The 26924-nt window shown below is 40.5% G+C and carries 21 protein-coding genes; 4 read left to right on the top strand and 17 right to left on the bottom strand.

Annotation, left to right across the window (positions count from 1 at the left end; translation table 11 throughout):
• Positions 1-14: 14 nt before the first annotated feature.
• From IGI41_RS07095 to IGI41_RS07075, 5 genes are read right to left on the bottom strand one after another with little or no spacing between them, the layout of a single operon-like run.
• A complete protein-coding gene (locus IGI41_RS07095; RefSeq protein ID WP_430612618.1) occupies positions 15-1448 on the bottom strand; it encodes a 6-phospho-beta-glucosidase in 1434 nt (477 codons plus the stop codon).
• Between the two features lie 11 nt (positions 1449-1459).
• A complete protein-coding gene (locus tag IGI41_RS07090) occupies positions 1460-2437 on the bottom strand; it encodes a Gfo/Idh/MocA family protein (protein WP_430612616.1) in 978 nt (325 codons plus the stop codon).
• Positions 2434-2892 (bottom strand): heme-binding protein, encoded by a 459-nt coding sequence (locus IGI41_RS07085; RefSeq protein ID WP_430612614.1) that lies wholly within the window; start codon positions 2890-2892, stop codon positions 2434-2436. Before IGI41_RS07085 ends, IGI41_RS07090 begins: the two co-directional genes overlap by 4 nt.
• Positions 2893-2896: 4 nt before the next feature.
• Positions 2897-4246, bottom strand: coding sequence for a PTS sugar transporter subunit IIC (locus tag IGI41_RS07080; protein ID WP_430612612.1), 1350 nt, complete (start codon positions 4244-4246; stop codon positions 2897-2899).
• Between the two features lie 15 nt (positions 4247-4261).
• A complete protein-coding gene (locus tag IGI41_RS07075; RefSeq protein WP_430612610.1) occupies positions 4262-5284 on the bottom strand; it encodes a Gfo/Idh/MocA family oxidoreductase in 1023 nt (340 codons plus the stop codon).
• 207 nt (positions 5285-5491) lie between these two features.
• On the opposite strand from IGI41_RS07075, the gene IGI41_RS07070 reads away from it, so the two are divergent.
• Both IGI41_RS07070 and IGI41_RS07065 read left to right on the top strand, forming a co-directional pair.
• On the top strand, positions 5492-6367 hold the full coding sequence (locus IGI41_RS07070) for a MurR/RpiR family transcriptional regulator (RefSeq protein WP_430612608.1): 876 nt from the start codon (positions 5492-5494) through the stop codon (positions 6365-6367).
• A gap of 13 nt (positions 6368-6380) precedes the next feature.
• A complete protein-coding gene (locus IGI41_RS07065; RefSeq protein ID WP_430612606.1) occupies positions 6381-7331 on the top strand; it encodes a Gfo/Idh/MocA family protein in 951 nt (316 codons plus the stop codon).
• Between the two features lie 48 nt (positions 7332-7379).
• Here IGI41_RS07065 and IGI41_RS07060 read toward each other — a convergent pair whose 3' ends face one another.
• From IGI41_RS07060 to IGI41_RS07045, 4 genes are all read right to left on the bottom strand, one after another.
• A complete protein-coding gene (locus IGI41_RS07060; protein ID WP_430612604.1) occupies positions 7380-8306 on the bottom strand; it encodes a class C sortase in 927 nt (308 codons plus the stop codon).
• A gap of 28 nt (positions 8307-8334) precedes the next feature.
• The gene (locus tag IGI41_RS07055; protein ID WP_430612602.1) at positions 8335-10194 is read right to left on the bottom strand and encodes a pilin N-terminal domain-containing protein; all 1860 of its coding nucleotides are present in this window, start codon (positions 10192-10194) and stop codon (positions 8335-8337) included.
• Between the two features lie 81 nt (positions 10195-10275).
• Positions 10276-12504 (bottom strand): pilin N-terminal domain-containing protein, encoded by a 2229-nt coding sequence (locus IGI41_RS07050; RefSeq protein WP_430612600.1) that lies wholly within the window; start codon positions 12502-12504, stop codon positions 10276-10278.
• A 1-nt stretch (position 12505) separates the two neighbouring features.
• Positions 12506-15577, bottom strand: coding sequence for an MSCRAMM family protein (locus tag IGI41_RS07045; RefSeq protein ID WP_430612598.1), 3072 nt, complete (start codon positions 15575-15577; stop codon positions 12506-12508).
• A 385-nt stretch (positions 15578-15962) separates the two neighbouring features.
• Between IGI41_RS07045 and IGI41_RS07040 the strand changes: the two genes are divergently transcribed.
• The gene (locus IGI41_RS07040) at positions 15963-17459 is read left to right on the top strand and encodes a helix-turn-helix domain-containing protein (RefSeq protein WP_430612596.1); all 1497 of its coding nucleotides are present in this window, start codon (positions 15963-15965) and stop codon (positions 17457-17459) included.
• Positions 17460-17571: 112 nt separating this feature from the next.
• On the opposite strand, the gene IGI41_RS07035 is transcribed toward IGI41_RS07040, so the two are convergent.
• The 8 genes from IGI41_RS07035 to IGI41_RS07000 form a co-directional block, all read right to left on the bottom strand.
• Positions 17572-18606, bottom strand: coding sequence for an AI-2E family transporter (locus tag IGI41_RS07035; RefSeq protein ID WP_430612594.1), 1035 nt, complete (start codon positions 18604-18606; stop codon positions 17572-17574).
• Between the two features lie 163 nt (positions 18607-18769).
• Positions 18770-19627, bottom strand: a complete 858-nt coding sequence (locus tag IGI41_RS07030) for a triphosphoribosyl-dephospho-CoA synthase MdcB (RefSeq protein WP_430612592.1) — start codon at positions 19625-19627, stop codon at positions 18770-18772.
• Between the two features lie 15 nt (positions 19628-19642).
• The gene (locus tag IGI41_RS07025; RefSeq protein WP_430612590.1) at positions 19643-20728 is read right to left on the bottom strand and encodes an acyltransferase family protein; all 1086 of its coding nucleotides are present in this window, start codon (positions 20726-20728) and stop codon (positions 19643-19645) included.
• A 24-nt stretch (positions 20729-20752) separates the two neighbouring features.
• Complete coding sequence (locus IGI41_RS07020) at positions 20753-21346, bottom strand: malonate decarboxylase holo-ACP synthase (protein WP_430612588.1); 594 nt, start codon at positions 21344-21346, stop codon at positions 20753-20755.
• 6 nt (positions 21347-21352) lie between these two features.
• Complete coding sequence (gene mdcD, locus IGI41_RS07015) at positions 21353-23035, bottom strand: biotin-independent malonate decarboxylase subunit beta (RefSeq protein ID WP_430612586.1); 1683 nt, start codon at positions 23033-23035, stop codon at positions 21353-21355.
• Positions 23025-23324, bottom strand: a complete 300-nt coding sequence (locus IGI41_RS07010; protein WP_430612584.1) for a malonate decarboxylase subunit delta — start codon at positions 23322-23324, stop codon at positions 23025-23027. The genes mdcD and IGI41_RS07010 overlap by 11 nt, the downstream gene beginning before the upstream one ends.
• 15 nt (positions 23325-23339) lie before the next feature.
• A complete protein-coding gene (mdcA, locus tag IGI41_RS07005) occupies positions 23340-24986 on the bottom strand; it encodes a malonate decarboxylase subunit alpha (protein ID WP_430612582.1) in 1647 nt (548 codons plus the stop codon).
• 5 nt (positions 24987-24991) lie between these two features.
• On the bottom strand, positions 24992-25903 hold the full coding sequence (locus IGI41_RS07000) for an ACP S-malonyltransferase (protein ID WP_430612580.1): 912 nt from the start codon (positions 25901-25903) through the stop codon (positions 24992-24994).
• Between the two features lie 117 nt (positions 25904-26020).
• Here IGI41_RS07000 and IGI41_RS06995 point away from each other — a divergent pair, with 117 nt between their 5' ends.
• Positions 26021-26875, top strand: a complete 855-nt coding sequence (locus tag IGI41_RS06995) for a LysR family transcriptional regulator (protein WP_430612578.1) — start codon at positions 26021-26023, stop codon at positions 26873-26875.
• Positions 26876-26924: the final 49 nt, after the last annotated feature.

Below are 26924 nucleotides of genomic sequence, written 5' to 3'. Positions count from 1 at the left end.
TGTCTTTTATCTGTCTACGCTAAAATATCTCCATTTGTGGCAATGACTTGTTTGTACCATTCAAATGAATCTTTTTTGCTACGCGCCATTGTTCCGCGGCCGGTATTGTCACGATCGACATAAATCATGCCGTATCGTTTTTTCATTTCTCCAGTGGTGAAAGACACCAAATCAATGATCCCCCACGGTGTGTAACCTAATAGTTCAACACCATCGTAGTCAACAGCTTTTTGCAATTGTTCGATATGGGCACGCAGATAATTGATGCGTTCTTGGTCATGGATCGTGCCGTCTGCTTCTGGATGATCAACAGCGCCAAAGCCATTTTCTACGATAAATAACGGCAATTGATACCGTTCATACAAATTGTTCAATGTATAGCGTAAACCAATAGGATCGATTGCCCATCCCCAATCGCTAGACTTGATATAAGGATTTTCAACAGAATTAGCCAACCCGCCGTTCACAATAGCGTCTGTTTGATGATTGACACCACATTTGACGACTGTAGACATATAATAACTGAACCCAATATAGTCAACGGTTCCTTGACGCAAAATGTCAGCATCCAGTGGATCCATCTGAATCGTATACCCTTTTCTTTCAAACTCTTTCAATGCATAGGTTGGGTAATAACCACGCACATGGATGTCGGAAAAGAAGAAACGTTGGTGCATCGCTTCTTCAGCAGCCATCACATCAGCCGGGTCACATGAATAAGGATAAATCGGGACATGAGAAATCATACAGCCAATTTGAAACTCAGGATTGATTTTCTTTCCCGCGATCACTGCTTTGGCACTTGCAACCAATTCATGATGGGCCACTTGAAACATGACTTCCCGGGGATCTTCATCGTCAGCTACTTTAACGCCAGAATTGGTCCATAAAAATAATGGGTTCTCGGTATCCATCTGATTATTGATTTCATTGAATGTCATCCAGTAGCTGACTTTTTCTTTATAACGATCAAAAACCGTTTCGGCAAAATGGGCAAAGAAATCAATCACTTGACGATTGCGAAAACCACCATAGTTTTTTGCAAGATGTAACGGCATCTCAAAATGTGAAAGTGTGATGACAGGCTCTATACCATATTTCAATAATTCATCAAACACATCATCATAAAAAGCCAGTCCTGCTTCATTTGGTTCAGTTTCGTCCCCTTTTGGAAAAATACGGCTCCAAGCAATCGAGGTTCGTAAGCACTTTAAGCCCATCTCAGCAAACAAAGCAATGTCTTCCTTGTAGTGATGATAGAAATCAATGGCTTCATGGTTGGGGTAAAATGTATCGGATTCAATAGTCTCAGTGATTTCGCGTGGCACACCATGGGCACCTGCTGTCATCACATCGATAACGCTAGGCCCTTTTCCATCAGCATTCCACCCTCCTTCAAATTGATGGGCAGCTAATGCACCACCCCAAAGAAAATTCGGTTGTACCATCTTTGTCTCTCCTATCCTAAAGTAATTTGTGCGTCTGCGAGTGCCGCTTCAACAATGTCCATCACGCGTTGACTGTGTGCCATTCTTTCTTGCGCAAAAGATTGATCATTTTCAGCAATCACTTGTTGGAAAGTTTGGAACTCTTCAAACATACGATGCTTATTGCGTTTATGATCAAGTGTCACTGCCGGTGTTTTTAACGCTTCATATGCGTAGCTATCTAATACATTGGTTGGTCCATTGACAATAATTGACCCCTTTGTTCCTTGGATCGTTGAACGAATCGTAGCTGTTGAGTCTTTGGCGCCTATACAGACCACTTTCGTTTGGTCATAATCCAATAGCAGCACGCCAGAGGTATCGATCCCCTGTTCGATATTTGCAAAATAACGGACAGATTTTGGTGCACCCAAGAGGCCAACAACAAAGTGGATATTGTAAATATTGATATCCATTAATGCACCGCCCCCCATTTTAGGATTAAATGCGGGCAGTACAGTCCCCTCTTTGAATAAATCATATCGAGAAGAATATTGTGAGTAGTTGCATTCAATCAATTTCAGATCCCCTAAAGCTGACAATTGTGCTTTGATTGCGGCATAATTTGCCAAGTATTGATTGGTAATTGCTTCGATCAAAATCAGATTTTTTTTAGACGCTATGTCGGCAAGCTCCAGCAGTTCACTTTTCTTTAATGTAAATGGTTTTTCGCAAATCACATGTTTTCCCTGCATCAATGCCTCTTTAGCAAAAGTGTAGTGCAAATGATTTGGTAGTGCAACATATACTGTATCAATCGCATCATCACCTAAACAAGTCGCTAAATCTGTGTAGATTGTTTTGATTCCATACGCGGTCTGGAGTGCTTCCATAACCGGTACATCTAATTCTGTTCCAAAAATTGCGGTGAGTTCGATCTCTGGTATGTCGTTGACAACTTTCATAAAGTCATGGACAATCATTCCTGCACCAAATATGGCTAATTTCATATTGCTTCCCCCAGTTGTTTTGCTAATTTTTTTGTTAATACATGGACAATGATCTGATGATCTTCCATGTGGTCTAATCCGGATACACAAATCGCACCAGTCACAATACCCTTTTCCATAATCGGAAATCCGCCGCCACAGATGGCATAACGGCTATCATGTTCCCACTGTGCAAAAAGAGGATTCTGTTCTTTTTGATAAAAAGTATAGAGTGAACTGTGTCCGCTATCTAAAACGGTCGTTTCTTTCCTTTCCAACCAAGGACTTTCTTTACGGCCGTTCATCAAAAATCTTAGAACGGGTAAGCCACGATGCGTGATTTTTATGCCTACTGGTTTTGAATAAGTTTTTGTTACATAATCATTGATTTCTGCCGCGATCTGCAATGCAAAGTCATTGTCGAAATAAGTAAATTGCAATCGTCTTTCTTGATCCAGTAGTTCATCAAAATCCATAAAATCATCCTTTTTCTACAATTCCTTGTTCAGTAAATCGTGTATTATTTTTTGCTTGCTGTTCCAATTGTTCATTTGCCTGTTCCGTATCATAAGCCAATTTGTCTGCCGTTTTGAAGAATGGGTAGTAGACACCTGCTGAAACCAGGATTTGAACGATATTCAAGACAGCCCCTTTCCACCCAGACACTAAGAAACCGGAAATGATCGGTGGTGTCGTCCATGGAATATTCACGCCATTCGTCAATGGAACCAACCCGCTGCTCATCGAAAAGTAAGCCATCAGTGTCATAATGACCGGTGTCAAAATAAATGGCACCAATAAAATAGGGTTCAGTACGATTGGAATCCCAAAAATCATCGTTTCATTGATGGTGAAAATCTCTGGGATGATCGACAATTTGCCAACTGCTTTGAACTGCTTGGATTTTGATAAGAATAAAAGTAACAATACCAAGCCAAATGTTGCACCTGAGCCGCCAACTTTAATGAAGTTGGAGTAAAACTGATAGTTGACGATATTGGGAATATCTAATCCATTGGCCACAGCTGTGGCATTTTCTGCAGTCAGAGAAAGCCAAATCGGCTGCATGACGCTACCGACAATATTTGAACCATGGATCCCAAAAGCCCATAGAACGCCTTCGACCAACATCACGATAATCGTTGCCGGCAGCGAACTGCCTAATCGAGTCAAAGGTGTTTGCAGATTTTCAAAAATAAAGCTTTGGGCATTATCGAAACTGGTAAATTCAAACCCGATCCGAATCAAGTTGAAGACCACGATCACAACTAAAATCGGTATTAAAGATGAGAATGACTTTGATACATTTGCTGGAACGGATTCAGGCATTTTGATGACCCACCCTTTACGGTCTGCAAAATAAATCAGTTCTACTGCGAAGATGCTGGCGATCATGCCAACGAATAGTCCCGCTGCGCCCAAGTTTGACAATGGGATACCCACACCTAAATCAGCATCTTGGAATGTGTGCAAAGGTGTCAATACTAAAAATGCTGCCAATGCAGAAAAAATGGCACCGATGCGATCGATTTTATACGTATGGGCCAAATCGTTGGCAATACCTATGACTACATAGATTGTCATCATACTCATCGAAATATCATTTGGTACAGTGAAGAACCGTTGCCATCCTTCCCCTAGCGTATTCTCCATGAAGGAGGTATAGGCTGGAATCGGTAGGTTGGCAAAAAGGATAAAGAATGAACCAATGATCAATAATGGCATCGTAGCCATAAAACTATTTTTGATGGCTGACAAGTAACGATTTCCATCTAATTTCATTGCAATGGGTGTTAATTTTTCTTCAAAAATCCCAATAAATTTATCCATTCTATAAACGCTCCTTTACCCTTTTTGGATTTGTTGAATACCAGTTTCCAACATTTCGATCTGCAATACCGTTTCTTCATCTTTGACGATTTTATCTTTGCCGTTGATGATCGATTCGTACAACCCTTCATAAACACGACTGTAATCACCAATTTCTGAGATAACTTTTTCTTCGTGATAAGCCCCTTCTTGATCAATATACGTCAATGTGCCGTAGTGTTGCGGCAAATCGATCCCAAAATCGGCATTGTCGGGCATATGAAATGCCTTTAAATGTTCTTCTTGCCGGTCTTTTGTTTCTTTGACGAAAACACCATTTTCACCATACACAACAAAGCTTGGTCGCTCTTTCAAGCGGAAATAACTTGATTTGACAGAAACCTTCATTCGACCATAAAACAAATCTAAGTCGAAATAATCATTCATACGGTTCTTCCCTAACAGCTGTCTCACTTCATAATGTACATCATCCGGACGGCCAAAATACGAAATGACTTGATCCAATGTGTGACAAGCATGACCATATAAATAACTCGTATTTAGTGAAAATTCCTTCACGGAGCGGGGAATCTCTGGGCGGAAATAGTCGTAATGCATTTCCACTTCAATCAAATCACCAAGTACCCCGCTTTCGATCACTTTTTGAACAGTCAAAAAATCTGAATCGAAACGACGATTTTGATAACATTGAACCAGTAACCCTTTTTCTTTTGCCAAAGCAAATAATTCTCTCGCTTCAGCGGACGTTTCAGCGAAAGGTTTTTCGATCAGTGCGTTTTTGCCTTGAAGCAAGGCTTCTTTCCCTAATGGATAATGCAAATGACTCGGTGTAGAGATCACCACCAGCTGAATCTCAGGATCTCCGTAAATATCATTGATATTTGTTGTATAATGTACACCATCGATTCTCGCCCAGTTATTCTCTTCAACGGGAGAGTAAATCGTTTTGACCTTGATTTTATCTTTCAGTTTTGTAGAAAATGGTAAATGATAGCGATTGGCACTTTTTCCATTGCCGATATAAGCAATTGTTAACATATTGTTTCCCTCCAAATCTTTTGATACGCCTATTATTCGCCAGATCGATCTAGATGAAAAGGGTTTCTTCTGAAGTAGTTTTTTTTGAACAGGCTATTTAGCAAAAAACAAAAAAGTCTGAACATTTTGACCAGATTTTTATAGATGTCTGAACTTTCGCTTCTGGTTTGATGAGAATTAAGCTATCATAGGAAGTGAGGTGGTTAGATGTTACTGATCGATAAATTACGTTTACAGGAAGGTTTAACTGATACGGAGAAAAGAATTGCCGATTATATTCTTCAAAATGTCACAGACATTCCCTCGCTAAATGTAGACGAAATAGCAAAACATACCTATACGTCTCACTCTTCTGTGATTCGTTTGGCCAAAAAAATGGGCTATGATGGCTTCAAAAATTTTCGGTTAGGGATTGCAGAAATAGCCCATAACCAAATGTTTCATCCACGATTTGTCGATGCAAACTTTCCATTTGCATCAACTGATCCAACGACGGAGATATTGAAAAAAATGGCAGACTTGACCATCAATACGATTCATAAGACCCATGCCCAAATTGATAGTGAAGTAATGGAACAAACTGCTCAACTCTTGGAAAAAGCCCAGAGAGTGTTCCTCTTTGCAGTAGGTGATTCCCAGATTCGTGCCCGTAGTTTTCAAAATAAATTAGTCAAGATCAATAAATATTTGATAGTGGCTGATGAGTATGGAGATGATGCGTGGAATGCCGCCAATTTGTGTGCCAACGATTGTGCGATCTTTATTACTTATCGTGGAAAAAGTGCGCAGTATCAAAAGATTTTGCAGCATTTGTCCGTTGTCGGTGTCCCCTCGATCGTCATCACAGGCAATCCTAAGGCAAAGATCAATCAATTGGCTACACAGACAATCGTCGCATCACATGATGAGCTGGATTTTCTAAAAGTAGGCACATTTTCTTCCCAAGTAGCATTTGAATATATTTTAGATGCTTTATTTGCTATTATGTATGCCAAAGAGTACCAAAAAAATATTGTGGAACTGCGAAAAAAACAAAAAATACTAGAACTGGGTATTCTATCTGAATATCCTCGAGAAGATTAAAGGAGATGACAGTATGATCAATTGGGGTATAATAGGTGCCGGCAATATTGCTACTAGATTTGCTGAAAGCTTAACACATGTTGAAGATGCACAACTTTATGGAGTAGCCTGTCGAACAATGGAAAAAGCAAATGCCTTTCGCGAAAAGTTCCCTTGCGAAAAAGCGTTTGATCAGTATCAAGCCCTATTAGATGATCCTGCAATTGATGTCGTATACATTGCGTTGCCGCATTTATACCATTTCGAATGGATCATCAAATCATTTACTGCAAAAAAAGCTGTTTTATGCGAAAAACCCGCGACGATGACTGCAGAGCAAATGAGAACAGTGAAAGATAAAGCAATCGAAACCCACGTCTTTTTTATGGAAGCAATGAAGCCACGCTTCACCCCTGCATACCGACGCTTGAAAGAAATTGTATCACAAGGCGAAATCGGCGAGATCAAACAAATTTCAACGACTTTCAGACGTTACTTGCCTAAAGAACATGCCTCTTATCATTACTTGCCTGAACAAGGCGGCGCGTTACTGGATATGGGTATCTATAATCTAGCCTTTATTCAAGATTTTGCACCAAAGGATTTATCCGCCGAAATATTGGATCATACCCTCTTGGATAACGGTGTTGATACGTATGTATACGGCCGTTTTTACAATAAACATTTTGAAGCATTCATCGAAACCGGTTTTGATATAACAAAAGATACAAAGGCAGAAATCATCGGCAGCACAGGGAAAATCGTGATTCCAAATTTCCACCGTCCCAAGAAACTTATTTTGACAAAAGACGGCAAAGAGCATGTCTATGAGATTGGTTATGATGTAGACGATTTCCATTCAGAGATCGCAGCTGTCATTCACTCGCTGAATAAAGGCGAGATTGAACACCCGTTGATGTCTTTCGATGATAGTATTGCAAGCATCGCGTTATCTGATCAACTAAAAACATTGTTGAACCACTAAAAAATAAGGTCAAGTGATGGCAATTGGCTGCCTATCACTTGACCTTCTCTATTTGACATTCGGGGAAGTTTTGCCAACGTAGATATTTCGTTGTTTTTTTGGTGCAGGATGTTTCGTTTTTTTTCGGTTCAGATAGTAGACGACTAAACCAGCCGTCAAGAGAATCGCCAGAATCGTGCCAATGATCATGAGCCACGTTTTCCAACGGACGTCGTTTTTCAATTGGGCATGTTCTTCTAGATAGTCTGTGCGCTTGCCTCGGACTAAATAACGATGAGAATTGACCATATACGGGGTACAAGTCATCAAGGTCACATAATCTTCATCCGGTACAATCAGTAGGTCATCGATATCAGTTGGCTCAATGATTTTGATTTGATCGACTTCATAGGCCAACGTTTCGCCATTGATATCGATAAAGAAAAGATCGCCTTCTTTGACTTGTGGGAGTTTCGAGAATAATTCTGCTTCAGGCATGCCGCGATGGGCCATGATTACTGCATGCGTGCTCTTGCCACCGACAGGCAATGATGACCCATTTAGCAAAGACGCCCCTTTGCTTAGAAAAGCTTCAGTTCCTTGGTCATAAATTGGCATCTCACCATTGATGGCAGGGATGGTCAAAACACCAAGCGTATGTTGAACAAAATAATCTTGGGTGTTGTTTTCATCCACAGCTGTTTGTGTGGCTAATAAAGCTTCAGCTGCAGCCAATTCTTTTGCCAATAAATCGGTTTCCGCTTGTTTTCGTTCGTTTTCAGCCGCCATTTCAGCCTTTAATTCCGCTAGCTCCGCTTCATTCTTAGCTGCACTCTCTTTTTGAAACTGGCGAATGATCTGCTGGTCCAGATATTGAGAGAAGGCATTTTGATAAAAAGGATAGGTGAAAATCGCTAAACCAATCAGAAAGATGAAACTAGCGATCACTTGTTTCTTTCTTTGTTTGGTCATTTTCCCAGGTCTCTTTTTTTTCATCATACCTGCCCCCTTTACGCATTATTTATTACGCTTTTTTCAACCAATAAACCGTACCGCCCATGGTTAAACTACCCAATAGTAAGAATAGGATGATTCCCATTCCCCCAGTAGCTGGTAAAAAGCCCTTCGTGTAGTTTTCGATTTCTTGACTGTCGGCAGCAAGCGCTTCTGTTGTTTGATATGAATGTTTCGTTACTTCAAACTCGAAGCCCTCTGTCGGTAAAATATATTCCTCTGAAGATACACTGGTTTCATATAAATAATAGGTACCATAGGCCAAACCTTTGATTTCAAAGATACCTTCTTCATCTGAGGTCAATTGAACCATGTTTTCAGACGAACTATCAGTAGACCAATCGTACCCGTCGGTTGTTTCGACTAAATAAGCTCCATCTTGATTTGTGATATAAAACACTGCACCGCTAAGGGTAGCCTTGCTATGCCCATCGATTTTGACAAATCGTCTTCCACCGGTAAACACATCCTCGCCAGTATCTGTCTCTTCATCCCAATCGGTTGTAACTGTTACTGTATTATTCATATTTGTATCCGGAATTGCTGATGTCGTCACCATCATTTGATAGTTGATCGTCAATAATTGATTCGCGTAGTCACCTAATGAATGAGCTGGATTCTTAAATTCAATTGTAAATGTATGACCAGAACTTATTAAAGTATACGCATCATTAGGAATTTTCTGTCCATCTGCTTCAATTGTTAAACTAGATTCAACCAATAATAAGTCTGCATGATGCTCATCTGTAATAATGAATTTTGTGTATCTGTCTTCATCTGCGATACCTGATGGGATCGCTGCCACGACAGTATAATCGACCAAGTCACCATACTGATAACTAGATCCAGTATTGGTTTTTTCAACATTTAAGTCGTCATTGATCAAATCGCTGGGTAATTCTGTTGTTACGTTTGCTGAGATACGAAATGGAACATTGACGACCGAGTTGTTCAACGCCGTTGTATTCCCATCGAAAGAAGTCGAAATCTCACTCAATAGATAATCACCTTGGGCTAGATCAGTTATATTTAGTTTGCCAGCTTCATTTGTCGTGAAAATTTCAGCATTCTCCGCGTTTTGCGCAACCCATGTTCTCACACCGTTTTCTAACTTAGATAAGACAAGTGTTTCACCCAACACAAAATCTGTACCTGCTTGATGAATGTAAAATTCTGCGTTTGCTAGTGGTGTATGACTGACTTCACCATCAGTGATGACTTGCACCACTTTATTTCCTTCCAATGCACCATAAGACAAAAAGTTCTTTGGATACAAATGGATCGTTTCTAATGGTTGACCGTTCTCATCAAGAACTGGCAATCCCACGATCAAAGCCTGTGCTTTCGTGGTAACTTCGGCCGGCGCAGCTGTTTCGACAAATACATAGATTTTCCCTTGATTCTTGCCATGAGTGGCTGGTAAGTCAAAAATGACTTGACCACTGTCAGTAGTCGTTCCTTCATCAACAGAAGTTTCTTTAAATACATGGTTTCCTGAATTTACCAACTGACCCAATTCATTTACTGTAAATTGTTGATCATTCAAATATTCAATGACCGATTCAGCTGTAGGATACGTGTCTGTATCACTGCGTAATTCATAAAACAAGTCGGATAGATCGAATGCTGTGAAAGTCACACCCGCTAATGGAATCATTTCACCTTCCTCACCATAGAAAAGTTCTGCATCTAGTTCTTTACCAGTGTTCTGTACCAGCTCGCTATTATTTGTTCCTTGTAATTTATGCAGGATAAATTCAACTGTTTCTTCATTTTCCCCATTATCCTCTGCGTGTGCAATTGGCATCCAATTGGAATTTAATAGGACACCCATTACGACACTTAATACAACCATCAATATTTTTTTCATTTTTCTTCCTCCTTCACTCAATGCTGATCTTTTTCAATTGGGTTCGATTGGTACAACCTATCACGCCTTGATGACAATGAATTAATTCTGCAGGTTTTTTCTATAATATTTCACACCTAGCCATACGAGGATTGATCCCAATACAACTAAGAAGATATTTGTGATCTCTCCAGTTTGCGGCAAAAATCCAGATCCTTTGGTATCGTCCGTAGAGGGATCATCTGGCCCGTTCCCTGGGTCGTTCGTTGTAGAAGTCTTGTTTCCTACAGCCAATGCAATCGTTGCTTCATCGTTTAGTTGATAGCTATTTTGTTCAATTGTAAAAGTCACTGGGTCTTTTAATAATTGATAATTTTCTGGTGCTTTTGTTTCAACCAATTGATAGTCTCCATAGTTCAATCCTTGGATTTCGAAGTGCCCCGACTCATCAGATGTCATGACAAGTGCTTCGGATGAATCATCCAACCATGTGATAGTGCCATCTATGATTGTCATATATTGGTTATTGTCATTTTGAATAACAAATTGTGCGTTAGACAACATTTTGGTTGGATCATCGATATCAACTTTGATAAATTTCCGCCCACCAGTATACACTGTTTTCTTTTCTGTGATCTCTTCATAATCGTAATCTGAATGTTTAAAGGAGAAGACCGCATTATTATCTAACGGTTGATCAGCCGCCGCACCCTCAACAATATACATTTGGTACTCGATCACCATTTCTTGTCCTCTATAGGCATAGTTTTCTGTAAAATAGTCTAAGTTCAGCGTAGCAGTGAAGCCGACGTTTTCAGGTAGAATGACCAAATCCATCATTCGAGCTTGCTCATCTGCTGTTATATAGGTTTGATCATCCCCAATTCTTACCTTGATCGAATCAGGAACCATCGCTAAACTCCCATCCGAATAATCATTGATCGTGACATATTGATAGAATTCAGGAAAGAGAGGAATCCAAGTATTGATTTGATAATTGATGATCTCACCATAAGCAAAGTCTTGTTTGTTCTCCATCAAGCTTTTTTCAAACAGAGGTGTTTCATCGTTGTAAACATAGGGTAAACCATCTCCTGTATACCCAGGTTCGTTGATGTAAGCAGCTTCTAAGGCTTTATCAAAGTCAAAACCATCTGCAAAGACGGTTGCCCAATCTGGCTCAGGTTCGGCCATGGCTTGTCCGTTGACGAGTACAGGCTGATAATCATTTGATTCTTCATTCCACCAACTTGATGGAATCTCAACTTTGATTTGGAAGGTTTCTGCTGTTGGCAAATATCCAGGCACGGTTTTGACCTCTTCAAAATAATAGGTACCGCTTGGGACCAAGACACCATCCATCGATACGATGCCGTATTCGCTTGATCGATAGATATGAATGCCATTTTCGATTAAACTATCATATACAGCATTGCCTTGACTATCAGCTTCGATTCCAGAGATCCATTCATGATTCATACTCATATCTTCAGTCAAATCGGGAATAAAGTATTCTCTTTCTCCTGCCTCATTCAAACGATAAAAAACGAATTCAGTACCTTCTAGAGGCGCATACTCTCCATTTACATTACGTCCTAGTTTCATAAACCATGGATCTCGAACATAGCCTAGATTTTTGGGATACAAATGTAATATCTCTGCATCAAACTCTTCTCCTGTATCACGCATCACAGGAAAGGAAATCATCATTTTAGAAGCCCATTTCTGCAGATCCACGTTTCCTTGGTCATCCACAGCAGTCTCAACAATCATATAAACAGCATGTTGCCCATTTGACCTCTTAGGTACGTTCTCAAAATATAAGAAGCCATTTTCGTCTTCAAATTCCGATTGATCGATCGAAGCAGGCAGTTCAGACGAAGGTGCGGTCGTGCCAGAATCAACGATCGATACCTCTGGAAAATCATCCTCGATCGTGAAATTGTATTCACCTTCCACTAAGTGTTTTCTGACCAATGTGCGGGTCAATTTTTCATTCAAATCTTTAGACGCTTGTTCTTGTCCAACCTCAGCTACTTTCGCATAGTAGTAATCGGTTGTATCTAGCAAAGCGAAGGTTGCGCCATTCAAACCTCTAGACAACGTCAGCATTTCACTATTGTTATGACTGGCGCCGCTGACAATATCACCAGTATTTTGGTATTTGGCATCATCAAATTGCTCCGTATAATCGCGATCGCGGAAAATCCGCTTATGAAGCAAGATATTCTGTGTATCTGTACTTGCTGCATTTGCCGTCAGCTCAGATATAGATAAAAAACCTAAAACGAGGAATAACAACAAAATAGGATACTTCATCATACGTTTCATCTTAATGTCGTCCTCCTTTTGCAAACACTGTCCTTCTTCTCACGAATACCCCACTGATGATGAATCCACCAACCAAAAAGTATGGCCAAATCCCCGGACCACCGGTAGCGGGAAGCGGGATTTTAGGATAGTTTTCGATTGAGAATCCACTCGGACCTGTGATTGGGTAATACGCATCCGGATCAACATCGTCTATCGTAACAACCAAATCGGTGCTGACGCCATCTTTCGTCTTGATTTCCGCTTGCCTACCGTCTTCAGAGATCGAAATGGTCCAAGGTCCCTCAGCGCTGATAAAATAGCCAGATGGCGCCTCGATTTCTGTCAAGATGTATGTCTTACCAGCTTGCAGAATACCATCAGTAAAAGAAATACTGCCAGAATCAGTCGATGTCACTTCAATAGTGTCTGTCAAATCCTCTCCACTCAATGTAAACCTTGCCCCTTGCAACTTATTTCCAACTTCATCAGTTTTTAGCAATGTCAAATCGTACCCTTTGGTATTGGTAATCGTTAATACACCTTCTGGCTGAATCGCCAATGGATCGCCGCTTTCGTCTTGCCAAACAGTGTCGCCAGCTTCAGTGATTTCAAAGTAAAAGTCTCCTTCACTAACAAACTTGCCCACTGTACCGGTTTCCGACAATACATAGCGTCCGATTGGAAGATCTTCGAATACGAGGGTTTTTCCTGCTATGGTCTGTTTTGACCTGCCGAATAGATCGCCTTTATTGTCGTCACTAGAGCCATCAAATTTATAAAGACTAAACTCTGTCCCTTCTACGGGTTGATCATCACCAAAAAGGTCTGTTTTTTTGATTTCGATTCTGCCAGCGATCGTTTTCACTTTGATTTGAACGGCATTAGAATTTTGATCATAGGACACGCCATTTGGATAACTAAACGTCGAGCTCGCCGTATTGTTGATCGGATTGCTGGTTGCATCCTCACTCACACGGAACCTGATTCGGATGGAAAAATCGCCGCCATAGTAATTCGGATCTTTCGATTGTGTATTGATCTTTGCGACTTGACTTTCGTCCAGATCGAAGGTCAAAATCTTACCTTTAGTTGATGACACCAAAGTGCCCAAAGATTCACCTGTTAAATCAAAGAGCTCTGCTGCCACAAATTCAATACCATCTGGAAGGGTATCTGTTATTTGATAGCCTGTTGGCATGACCAAGCCTTCAGAAACCAGATTGATCGTAGGTTGATTGATATAATAGAAATATTCTTTGCCTTTTTCAACAAACCGATCTGCTTTTTGGGGAACACCAGCAGCTAGTTCTTCAGGCTTATCTGCATCATGTCCAGTTACCCGGTATTGTTCTAAAAGATCCCATGGATTTTGGGGAGTATCATCTACGCCGTAACGATCCAGATCGTTGTAAAACCGCTGTGCCCATCCAGAAGCCTCTCCACTCGGACTGTACCAATCATCATCCGCTTGATATTGATTTAATGGTTGCACCGTTTTAGCTGGGGCTTCTTGTTTTACTGGAGTGATTGCGGCGCTTGCGAAAGTGAACCATCCTCGGTGACCTGCGCCGCCCCCCGTTCCGATTTGAAATGTATTTTTTTCCCTAATCAACGCAAAACTGACAGAGGAATTGTTATACGTCTCACCGCCAAGATAATCAGTGAAATCATTGCTGGTACCATAATAGACATTTTCAAATTTTAGTTCAAAATTTTGATCACTTGGGGTGCTTACGGTTCCTTTTTTGATGATCGTGTCAGCTGTAACAGTGCCTTCACGGTCGTCAGTTGCGCGAACAAATTCTGATTGATGAGCAAATCCATCAGAATCAGGAGTGCCATAACCATTCAATGAACTAAAGGTCATAAAAGGATTTGTCAAATTTGAAAAATCAACAGCTTTTCCAGATGGATCAGTAAAAACAAAGCTGAAGTCCGCTGCGCTGATTCCATTTAAAACCATCCCAGAATATAGATTCGTGGCCAAATCAATTGATGGTTGTGCAAATGGATATCCTGTCCATGTCGTGGGGGATGGGGAACGCTGAATATTTTGAATGGTCAACGTAGCGCCGATTGGAATGAGCTCTCCGCTTTGGTTGATAATATAACCTACCGCCGGATAATTGACTTCGACTACCACATTCGATAAATAAGTCTTATTTTTTCCCGTACCGAATTGGATATTCACTTTACCCGAGCCTTCCAGATAGTTCGTATAAACATAATTTAGATTGTCTTCATTACTGTCATAGTTTATCCGTTCAGTGCTACTATCTTTGCGGGTAATAAGATAGGTTTCTGTTCCTTGAACGCTGACTGTCATATTGGCTGGATCATTAAAAATCTTGTCACTGATCACCAACGATCCTTGCCCTCCTGATGTTTCCACGCGAGGTGAGATACTTTGATTGTTTTGTATTGCTTCCTCCTTCGTGACATCGTCTGTGGATGTATTTGTATCGTCCGTATCTGAATCTGTAGGACTCATTTCTGTACTTGCTTCTGTTTCCGATGTTTCAGTGTTTTCTGTGCTGTTGTTCCCAGTAGCATCTGTATTCTTCACAAAAGCAAGATGATTCGCGTCTATCAACACTTGCTGAGTTGCAGCACTGCTGGCATCTAAAACATTTTCGTGCAGTACGATGTTATCGTCTTCACTAACTTTCAGATCCCTTTGCAAAGAAATAGATAACCCATAGTCTTCGTCTGCCTTATCTTCATTTAATGATGTTTCAAAGGTAATCTCACCTGTAGTTGCATCATCAAAATCACTTAAAATAAACCAATCTCCGGTAGTGGACAATTGACTTAAGCCACTGATAGCCGACAATCCAGGTAACGGGGAAACAGCAATTTTTAACTGCTGTTGCTCTGCCGCATCTTTTTTGCTATATTGAATCGTCCACCTGACCGCCTGATTATTTATTTCATATGATGCGGTCACTTCGGCCATCTCATCATTTAATAACATTTGTTCCCCTGCATAACGCTCTGGTTCGGCATGAACTTCTATCGTAGTTTTCATGTTAGACAGAAACATTGCAACTAAACTGAGCAACACAAAAAGGTAAATATGTTTCTTTTTCATTGAACTCCCTCCTAGGTAAAAAAACGTTCATTTCTTTACAAATTCATTATCTATGATTTCTTAAAATCCATCAAATGAGAGCATTCTCATAATCATTACAAAAAAATGATAAAATAAAATACAAATAAATATTGATGTATAAACATAAACGTGAAGAAAAAAAGATATAGACGAAAATAAATCTCATCTATATCTCATTTATAAAAAAATATTGAGACTGAATTATTTTAATCTAAATAACTCTTATTTATATCTATTCTGTATTAAATTAAATCTAGAATCCATAATTACACTATGGTACACTTTAAGTAAGAAAAGTTTGCTAGTTTACACTGTATTTTCTAATGTGAATAAATTATCAGACGACCATAAAGGAGCACTCATCATGTGGATCGACCTTTTTTTAGAAAAGCGAGACGTAAGAAAATTAGTTATCTATCAGGAAATAGCCACCTTAAAAAAAATCGATCTCCCTTCTTTGAAAGCGCGTACGAAATGTTCTGAGTCAACGATTCTTCCTTTGATTCAAGAGATAGAATTGGATCTTGCTGATTTAACTGGTGCGGCATTTTCTTTGACCCGTTGTTTTGAAGAATCTATTTTTCCTGATGTTCATCATTATCGTCAGTACCTCTTGGAACATTCATTGGTGGCACAAGCTTTTTATACGATGCTATTGTCACCTGATGCGGGTATCAAAGATTTTTGCGCAGAACAGTTTTTAAGTCGGGCAACTGTTTTTCGTAAACTTAGTGTGGTAAAGGAGATCCTAGCGCCCTTTCACATTCAATTCAACATCAACCAATTGGAATTGGTCGGTTCTGAACTGGCTATCCGCTATTTTTTTTGCAACATCTTCTGGTTTTTAAAACCGCATATGATTGAAGAATATCCTCTGGAAGATGGCGAATTGAACGATTTGATAGATGAACTGTGTGATACTTTCGATTCAGTGACCACTGTTGGGAATAAACAAAAATTTGAATTGTGTTTAAAAATCGGCCACATTCGCAGAACCTCTGGCTACTTTATCAAGGAGTCCATCCCTTCATGGGTACTTGTACTACCCGAATCTTTTATGGATCCCCAACGTGACAAATTATATTCATATTTAAAGAAGAACTGTCCGACGATGTATTTAACTGCAGAGGAAACAAGCTTCTATTTTATCTTGTATTCTGGGGCTATTTACATTCATCAGGAAACAGAAGTGTTCGATATGTTTAGACTTTGGTCAAAACAACGCTACGAGCCTTTTACCATTATCGAAGACCTAGCAAATACGATTGCTGCGATATTTTTACCTGATGATCGACCAAAAAATTATGATGTGATCATCGCCAATATGACCAGTGTCTTTAGTACTTGCGTCGTCTTAAATGATGCGCCGCCACTGATATTCTTATTATTGAAAAAAAATTGGCAGATCAATGAGCCGTTATCTGAACATTTGTACCACTACTGTTTCAGTTACTTAAAACGGATTTCTCGCAGAAAAAAATATACTTTTTTAGAGGATCATTTAGATGTGTTGGCGCATTTATTCACCTATTTCTTGTGGCCTTCTGTAAATGACGCAGTTCGTCAACAAAAATTATCCGTGGCCATCATTGCTGAAGACAACTTCATAACGATGCTGCCACTTTATAATTTCTTTACACAACATCCTTATGTGACGCTTTGTCCTTATCATGCCCAAGAAGAAATTGATTTGCTTGTGATTCCTCACCATAGTTTTTATCCAGAACATGATACAAGACCAGTTTTTCACTATGATTATTTGGCTGTTGAAAACCAATTTTTGAAGCTAAAAGATGTCTTGGCAACACGACAATTACACAAATACAAATCTCGCCTTTCACTGACTATGAACAGCCAATAACGTTATACAGAATAAAAGGAAAAGAAGTCACCTACAGAAAAACCGACCCCAAAAATGGATGTTTTTGGAGTCGGTCAAGGCGTATTTCTTTTCCTTTTTTTGAATATAACAATTAGGATTTTGGTGTGATCATTCTTTTAATACCAGGAATCTCTTTGATTTTCATCAAATCTAACAGGAACGTAAATAATGGAATCCCAATGATCAGACCCCAAACGCCAAAAAGATGTTCACTTAAATACAAGATGATAAAGGTATAAAACATGGGTATTTCTGTTTTATTTGCCATCAATCGAGGATTTAATACGTATGATTCCAATGCATGGACAAAAATGATAATCAGCAGTATATAAAGAACATCATTCAGTCCCCCAACCGAATAAGCAATGAAAGTCAATGGAATACAAGAAATGATGACACCGGCTACAGGAATCAAACTTAAAAAGAATATCATCAGCGCCAAACTCATTAATTGCGGAAAGCCCATAGCAGCTAATGCAAGTACCGTAATCAGTGTATTGACCAAGGCGATCACCAATTGCGTTTCGATAACATTGCCAAATGCCCGTGTGAATTTAGCGCCTAAATAGTAGACATCTTCAAAGAACCAAGCGCCACTGCCATGAAAGAATAGTTTTGAGAAAGCCACGGTTCGTTTGTTGTCGACCATAAAGAAAAAACTTAACAAGAATGAGATAACTACTGTTAAGGCCAACTCGCCAAAATTGTATAAATAATTGATGACAACTACAACACCGTTCTGCAGTTTTTGCAGATAATCACTGGTCTGGATAAAATTTAATAGCGATTCTACCAACTCATTGCTTGAATCGGACTTCTGATAAAAACTAGTCACTGAATTGATCAACTGAATCGATTGCTCAATAATAATGGGTACATAATTCGTAATGACCAAATATAGAAATGTCACAATGATTTCATAGGTGAGGACACTGGTGAGTTTCATGGATAGTTTAGTTTTTTTATGAATCAAAAAAACGATTTTAAAAACCAAGTACGAAAAGATGTATGTCAGCAAAATGATCGTCATCAGACGACGAAACAGGTAAAGCAAGACGGCTAGCAGAAATAAGACTGTCCAACGTCTTAGTGCAATATTTTGGATAAACGCGCGATAATATTTCATTGGAAACTCCTTTTGATTGACCACGAATTTTACATGTGATCCGTTCATTTTCTTCTAAGAACTACCCCATTATTGACCATTATCATGAGCAAGTCAATTTATTTTCCTAAAAAAACATCCTTAGAAAGATGCAGCTATCAAACCGCTACTTTCTAAGGACGCTTCATTCACTTATTCGTACTTCTTGATGATTTTTTGGGAGGACAGATGCAATAGAAAGCAAGAAGAAACTTGCTGCTAATAGATCTGCACTACCACCTGGTGAGACATTTTGTGTTAAACAAAGCATGTGTAATTGTTCAAAATCCGCGTTTGGCAACGATTGGCTGTTGGCTTTAGCTGCAAGCATCTGTACGTGGGTCAACACTTGCTGGTTGCTACGGTATAAGATACATGTGTCATCCAATGAAGCAATGATGGCTAAAAGCATATGCAACCGTTTTTCGTCTGAATCAGGTATGTCACGCGACCAAAAATCTGCTAAGGCACGCTGTACATGCGGAAATCCAGCAGCGGCCTCCCCATAAGCGCCTTGAAGTCCATATTTCTTTTGGACGGTTTTGCCATGGCTGTCAGCAGATCCAGCCTGTATTTGACGGTCAGGAAAAGCTACAAGTTGTTGTACATCAGAGAAAATACTTGGGAAAAACACTTGTTGACGACTGAATTGACTGCTGACCACGCTGATCAACAAACCAAGCGCCCAAATGGCGCCTTTATGGGTATTGACTCCCCCAGTCGCTACAAGCATCGCTGTTTCTGCGCGACGGCCGATTTCAGCAATCGTTTCTCGTAAAGCTTGTGACATAGGTTGGCCCCAAGCTGCTTTAGCCATTTCTTCAAAGAAAGGTGTCAATGACTGCGCGGAACGAATAAATAGCACATGGTCCATATCTGTATGTGCACCAGTAGAAAATGCATCCACCAAACCAGGTTTGGGTGAAAGTTCGACTTCATCGATCAAGGCTGTTTCGACTAATTGCGCCAATTGATGACACAGGTCATTTGCTGTTCTTCCCATGATATTCTCCTCTTTCTATTTCCTAACGATCCCTTTGACTGCTTCCCAAAGCACATGCAAAATGTAGCTTAATAAAAAGGCGCAACTTGCAGTGGCCAAATAAGCAACTAGAATCATGATGCCGATCGGCAATTGCAAAAGATATGATTTAAAACAAAGCAACAATACTTGAAAAACAAAGACATTGGCTAAGTATGTGCGGTAAGCGTAGGTTGACAGCCATTTGAATTTAGGCAGCATCGTTGATTGCTTTTGGATCATGGTTGAACCGAACATAAAGACGCCCATGATCACGACCAAACTATACAGACTTTGTAATGTATTCAGATACGGCGCGTGGGCAAATGTCACATCGCCGGTATAGGTCATTAATTGATTGGCCGATGCGAGTCCCAATGCCAATCCAACTGGCAATAGTGCAAACCGAATCTTGTATAAAAATTTATAGACCGCTTCATGGTACATTAAAGCTGCTTCACCATAAATCCCATAAATCATGAAGCTAAAGACAAAACGATCCAATAAATACCAATTGTCATGATGCGGACCAGCATAGACTTGTGTTTGATAAAAAACGTACCAAGCAACGTACAATACTGTGGCAATCACCAAGACGGGCCATACTGCTTTTTTGTTGGTGAACACTTTATAACCTAACCAAACAAAGAATGGCATCAATAATTGGATTTGCAGCATCATCACGGTATACCACAAATGAGGCGCCCCGTCCCCTGTGACATATTTCAATAAGAAGGAAGCCATGTCAGTATAGGGTTGTGCTTGTTGTACAGCTGGGAATAACCACAGATAAGCCGTTGTCCATAAAACATAAGGTACAACCAATTCGAAAAATTTCTCTTTCAAAAATTCAAAGTAAGTTACATGTTGACTTGTCTTGACCATATTATAAACAATTGCAAAAATGAACAACGGTGCAGTGAACTTGACCAGCACATAAAAGGTACCAATAAAGGCTGCGGTTTTTTCGTCATGGGTATTTGCCAATGCAAAAGTTAAAATAGTTTGCATCATGACCGCAGTGACTGCAAAGACTTTCTGGAAATCACTGATATTGATTTTTAATTCTTTATTCTCGAACATATTTTCCGCTCACTTTTCTTATATTTACCAAAGCTCAGTGGTGAGTTTTGGCCCTTCGTCTGTTTTGAGTAAAATTTTCTTCTCTGGATCTCGAAGATACTCTTTCAAGGCAAAGCCGCCCTTAGGTGTGATCACTTGTGTGTCTAATTTGTCGAAAAATGCATGATTTTCTCGCAGGATAGTGTAAGGAATCCTTGCTGGTTCATCAGCATACAGCAACAAATCGAAATCGCTGCTTTCATTGACTGTTGGTTGTTGTGTGGCCAATTCAAACCCCAGACTGCCGCCAACTCCCCAGTTGCAGTCACGCAACAATGAGCGAGCTTCACGATATTGACGATAAGCAGGAAAGTCCGCGATTGCTTGTTTGCGGAAACTTTCTTTATAAATAAGATCCCAAGGGTGAATCGTTCGTTTGATCATATTGCATGGTGCTTCAAAACCAAACCTTTGTGCCCTTGCAGTTCCCCGCAACCCAACAGGCAAATAGCTGGGGTTGGTAGGGATGCCACGACGGACAGTTGCGTATATCACCTTCGATGGTTGAAACCATTCAGGAACATCAAAGGTGTCGAGAACTTCTTTTTCTAACAAGACAATATCGTGGGCTCGATTCATAGCTGTTTAATCATTCCATTCTTCATTCATACGTGCAAAAACTTTGTTTGTTTGCAAGCGACCACCAGCAACTGCAATGTCATTGGTATAGCGATTCGTCAACATCGTATCATTGGTTTTTCGTACATCGGCAATGGCATCGTTGATAGCTGCAATAACTTGTGCTACGTGGTCTGCGCTTGTTTCTTGATCTGTGATCGTATCTAAGAAAGTATAGATAGCACCTAGCTTAGTATAGTTGTTGATATCGTAAGCGATACTTGGTACTTTCTCAGCAGCGGCTTCGATCGCTGCAATGGAACGTTTGGTGACGCGACTTGCACTTTCTTTAGACATGGCTTGCACTGTGATGGCAGAACTGTTTAATGCAATCAAGCGACTTGATTGTAAACCATGGGCTAAGAATGCGCCTGAAATGGCATTACCAGCGATAAATCCAATCACAGGGTGTCCGGCTTGACGTAGTTTGGCATACGCTGCTGCACTATTGGCTAGGGCCACGTGAATCCCAATCAATTCTTCGTTATACCCATAGGCTTGACTAGGCACGTCGATGACGACGACGATTGGGCGTTTCACTGCTTTATTTTGGTCTTCTTGGTAAATAGATTCCAGTAAATGGCCCATTTCAAAACCCTCAACTAAACCTACCTCACCGTTACGGACACGATACATAGCATTTTCATGATTTGGTACGATAGACGTAACGATCACTTCTTCAGCAAATTTTTTCGAAGGTGCAGCATAGACCGTGGCACTGGTTGAAGTTGGATGTGCAAATCCAGTCAAAGCAGCAAACCATTGGTAGCCGACACTATCTGAAGCATCTTGTGTTCCTTCACTCACCGCAACTGTTGGAACAGTGTGGCCTTCGTGTGCTGCCAATGCTTGGTTATATGTTTCAATCGTCATTGGTTTTGACAAGTCTAAGTCTGATAATAAAGATAGATAGAAATCAGCATTTTCGCTGCGATGACTGTCTTTTCTTTCATTGATGGCTGCAATTACAGCGGCTTTCATGTTTTCAATACTATCTGTCACCAATTCATCGATGATTTGGGCTTCTAACCGTTGACGTGCGCCGATCGTATTCCAAATCAAATCCTTGTCGCTTGCGTCAAACTCACGCACGCCGGCTTCTTGCTCGATTACTTCAGGTCCATTCAAACCGATCCGTGCTTTCTTCGTTGCAATCAAGTAGCTCATAAGTGCAGAAGTAATAGACATCCCGCCAAATGAACCGACACGACCAGGGACTAGTCCAATCACAGGCACGTATTGTTTCAACGCAACAATTAGATTGCCGATTTCAGAAATAGATAGTAAACCATAGTTTGCTTCTTGCAAGCGGACACCACCTGTATCCAAAACAATGATTGGATAAACGACGTTTCCTTGTTTGTTTTCTTCTAAAGTATGGGTCAAGGCAGCAATGATCTTGGCACCAGAGACTTCACCGATACCGCCGCCTTGAAATTTGCCTTCCATAGCGATCATGACAACAGATTTGCCATCGATCGTTCCACGGGATACGACGATCCCATCATCACTTTGCGGAACGATATCTTGGGCAACGAGGTTTGGTGCAATCATTTGATCGAAAGGATCGATCAATTCACGGCCGCTACCTTCATCCAATAAAGCTTGTACCCGTTCACGGGCATTCAATTCTACAAAACTATTTTTCATCTGAAAGTTCCTCCATTGCTTGAGTCAAACGCAAGTAGACAACTCCGGGTGTTGCGCCGAAATCATTGATAACGATATCAGCAGAAATTGGATAACGATCAAAGAAACGGGTCAATACATTTTGCCACACGTCTCCAAAACCATCGCTGCCTGTACAGATTTTGACTGATGTTTCTGCTTTTTTAGTTGGGAAAAGCAAGATTTCTAAATCGCCAGAGCCAACCACGCCGACATGTACTTTTTTGGTGATTGGTTGCGTTGTTTTATAGGTATATGATAAAGATTCCATTCGTCATTCTCTCCTTTATGACCATGTTCTGAATTTCATTGGGGGTTCATACAAACCATCAGACCATTCAATCAAATCATCGACAGTTTGAGCAGCCAGCAACGAACGTTTTGCATCGCTGCGTTTAATACCAAGATCTTCAGGTAATTTCACGATACCCGCTTGACGCAATGCATCTAATGATTCTTTGGTACTTGTCAAACCAAGAGGTGTCACACCGCCAATTGCAGCAATTGCAGCTTGTTTTTGTTCTTTAGAAGTTGCTTTATATAAATATGCGATCCCTTCTTCAGTCACGATGTGAGTGGTATCTTCGCTATAGATCATCACTGGTGCATTGGCTAATCCTGCTTGTTCTTGAACGGCTAACGCATCTAATGTTTCAACAAACACTGGTTTTTTGTTTGATCCATAGGTTTCAACCATTTGGACAACCAATTTTTGGCCTTTGCCTAAAGGATCATTTTCATCCCGCAAAGATTGCCAAGCTGGTGTTGAATGACGACGTCCACCAGGATTGTGTCCCATATTTGGCGCGCCCCCGAAACCTGATAAGCGGCCTTTTGTAACAGTTGAAGAGTTTCCTTCATAATCCAATTGCAAGGTTGAACCAATGAACATATCAATCGCATATTGACCAGCCGTTTGTGACAATGCCCGATTACTGCGCATAGTGCCATCTTTCCCTACGAAAAAGACATCTGGACGTGCTGCGATATATTTTTCCATCCCGACTTCGCCGCCAAAGCTATGGATACTTTCGACCCAGCCTGATTCAATTGCAGGAATCATAGTTGGATGTGGATTTAAGACCCAGTTCTTGGCAACTTTTCCTTTAATCCCTAATGTTTCGCCATACGTTGGCAATAACAATTCGATTGCAGCTGTATTGAATCCAATCCCATGGTTCAATGATTGGACTTCATGTTCAGCATAGATACCTTTCAACGCCATCATTGCCATCAAAATTTGTAATTCGGTAATGTTTTGCGGATCACGGGTAAATAATGCTTCTAATTGATAAGGTTGGTCTGCCAAAACAATGACATCGATCCAGTCACTTGGAATATCCACCCGGGGCAATTGATCAACGATCTCGTTGACTTGAACGATCACGATACCATCTTTGAAGGCTGAAGCTTCGACGATCGTTGGTGTTTCTTCTGTATTGTAACCAGTGTATAGGTTTCCTTGACGGTCCGCTTTATCAGCAGCAACCAGTACAACATTAGGAATCAAATCAACAAAAAGACGACCATATAGTTCAAGATACGTATGGATGTCACCTAGTTTCATGGTGCCGTCTTCGATCATTTGTGCCACGCGGGTACTTTGTGCGCCAGCATAGGAGAAATCGATTTTTGCAGCAATGCCTTTTTCGAAAATCGTTAAATGTTCTGGGCGAGAGATACTTGACATGATCATGTGTAAGTGATTGACTTTTGTTGCGTCTACTTGTTCTAAACTTTTTGATAGAAAACTTGCTTGTTTTTGGTTGTCACCTTCTAGGACAACTTTGTCGCCTGGTTGGATCAATGTTTCTAGTACTTCAGTGATCGAAGCAGTTGGTACATATTTACCATCAAGCAAATGTTCGATTTTTTTCATTGTTTGGGCTTTTTTTTCACGTTTACTAGCCCAATTTCTTGCTGGTTTTTCCATTTTTTTCATCTCCACTTTTGATATAGGAATAAGGCATCATCCATGCCATGTTGATCCAAATTGATCGTACGGATCGCTTTGTTCTCACCAAACTTTGCATGAATCAGCTTTGTCAGGGTATTGCCAGGAGGAAATTCAAGTGCCAAGTCCATTCCCACTTCTTTGGCGACATCCATCATCTTGTTCCATTGCACAGGATAGGCAATGTTTTGCAAGAGATCTTTACGCATCTCATCAGGATCCATCGTCATTCGTCCATCCGTATTTTTGATATAAGGACATGATGGTCGGTCAAGGTTGATCGTCTGCATGAAAGGCGTAAATTTTTTGACGGTTTCAGCCATCAAGATACAGTGTGAGGGCACAGGAACTGCCAAAAGTTTCGCTGTTTGCGCATGGTGTGCTTTTGCACGTGTCAAGGTTCTTTCTAGTCCAACCACATGTCCAGATATGGTATGTTGCATCGGACAATTTTCATTTGACAAATAGACCGGATACGCAGGGTCAAAACTTTCAGCTACCACAGCTTCGGCTTCATTACGGGTCAAACCGACGATCACACCCATCGCATAATCACGCGGATAGGCTTGTTTCATCAGTGTGGCCCGATGATAAACCAAACTAGCAGCATTTTCAAAACTCAGCGCGTCACATGCCATCGCAGCACCAAAAGCGCCAATTGAATGTCCTGCGACCACATCTGGAAATACATTTGCTTCCTTCAATTGATCGGTATAATAGGCCGCTTTGACCAATAACGCCAATTGAATGTAGACTGTATCTTCCTGATGTGCCTGTGCATCTTGGAGCTGATACCCAGTGGCTGCTTCTAATTGCCTGAAGTACACTGCGGGGACGTCTTGCAACATTGTCACAGTCTGACTTCCTTGACCGGGATATAAAAAACCTGTACTCATGAAGAACCTCCTATACAATTTCTCTTTCCTCTGTTATCTTAGTGGAAGTTTGTTATAATAAAAAATACCAAATTGAGTAAAATCCATAACCAAAAGGTATGGATCAAGGAGTGTCCCATGAATCTTGACCATTTAAACTACTTCAAAAAAGTTGCAGAACGAAAAAACATCACACAAGCAGCCCAAGAGTTGTATATTTCGCAACCTGCTTTAAGCCGAGCAATGAAACATTTAGAAAGCGAGTTAGGCGTACCCTTGTTTTATCACACCGGCCGCAATATTGAATTGACGCTATATGCTGAAGCATTTTATCCATACGTCAAAAAAACCTTGGATCAATATGATCAAGGTTTAGCTGCGATTCAAGCACTAAATGAAGAAATGGTGCCTTCCATCACGATCTATTCCGAAGTCGCCTCTGTATCACTGCCCAATCTCGTTGGAACTTTTGTCGAAAAACACCCAGAGATCCAATTGTCGATCAAACAACATGGTACTGCGGAAAATAGTAAAGATCAGGTTTACTACATTACATCAGAGCCAAAAGCGGGACTGACAAACCTGCCTATCTTCACCGAACCAATTCTGCTGGCATTGCCTAAGAAACATCCATTGGCCGTGAAAGATGATTTGTTGGTAGCCGACCTGCAACATTTGCCTTTATTGATGCTAACGACCAATAGTCCATTGCGCCGTACGATCGACGAAGCGTTTGAAGCAAAGAAAATTGCTTTGACGATTGGTTCAACGACTGATGATCCAGCAACCTTGCGGTCACTGATCAACCAAGGGATCGGTATTACCTTCTTTCCCAAAATCACTTGGGCGTATGATCCAAACGCACCATTTGTCTTGCGTAAACTTGCGGACTTTCCATTGAGCCGCACGATTTACCTATCTTCCAGTTTTACCGAAACCCACCCAATGACCAAAATGATTGCAAAAACATTGACTGAATTTTTTATTGGGTAACGCAAAAAAACATATCCAGATGACCGGTTGGTTACCTAGATATGTTTTT

Origin of the sequence: Enterococcus sp. DIV0876 (assembly GCF_050529585.1) — a bacterium.
GTDB lineage: Bacteria > Bacillota > Bacilli > Lactobacillales > Enterococcaceae > Enterococcus_D.
Note: the sequence above shows the minus strand (reverse complement) of the source record. Positions and strands in the feature narration are given on the sequence as shown.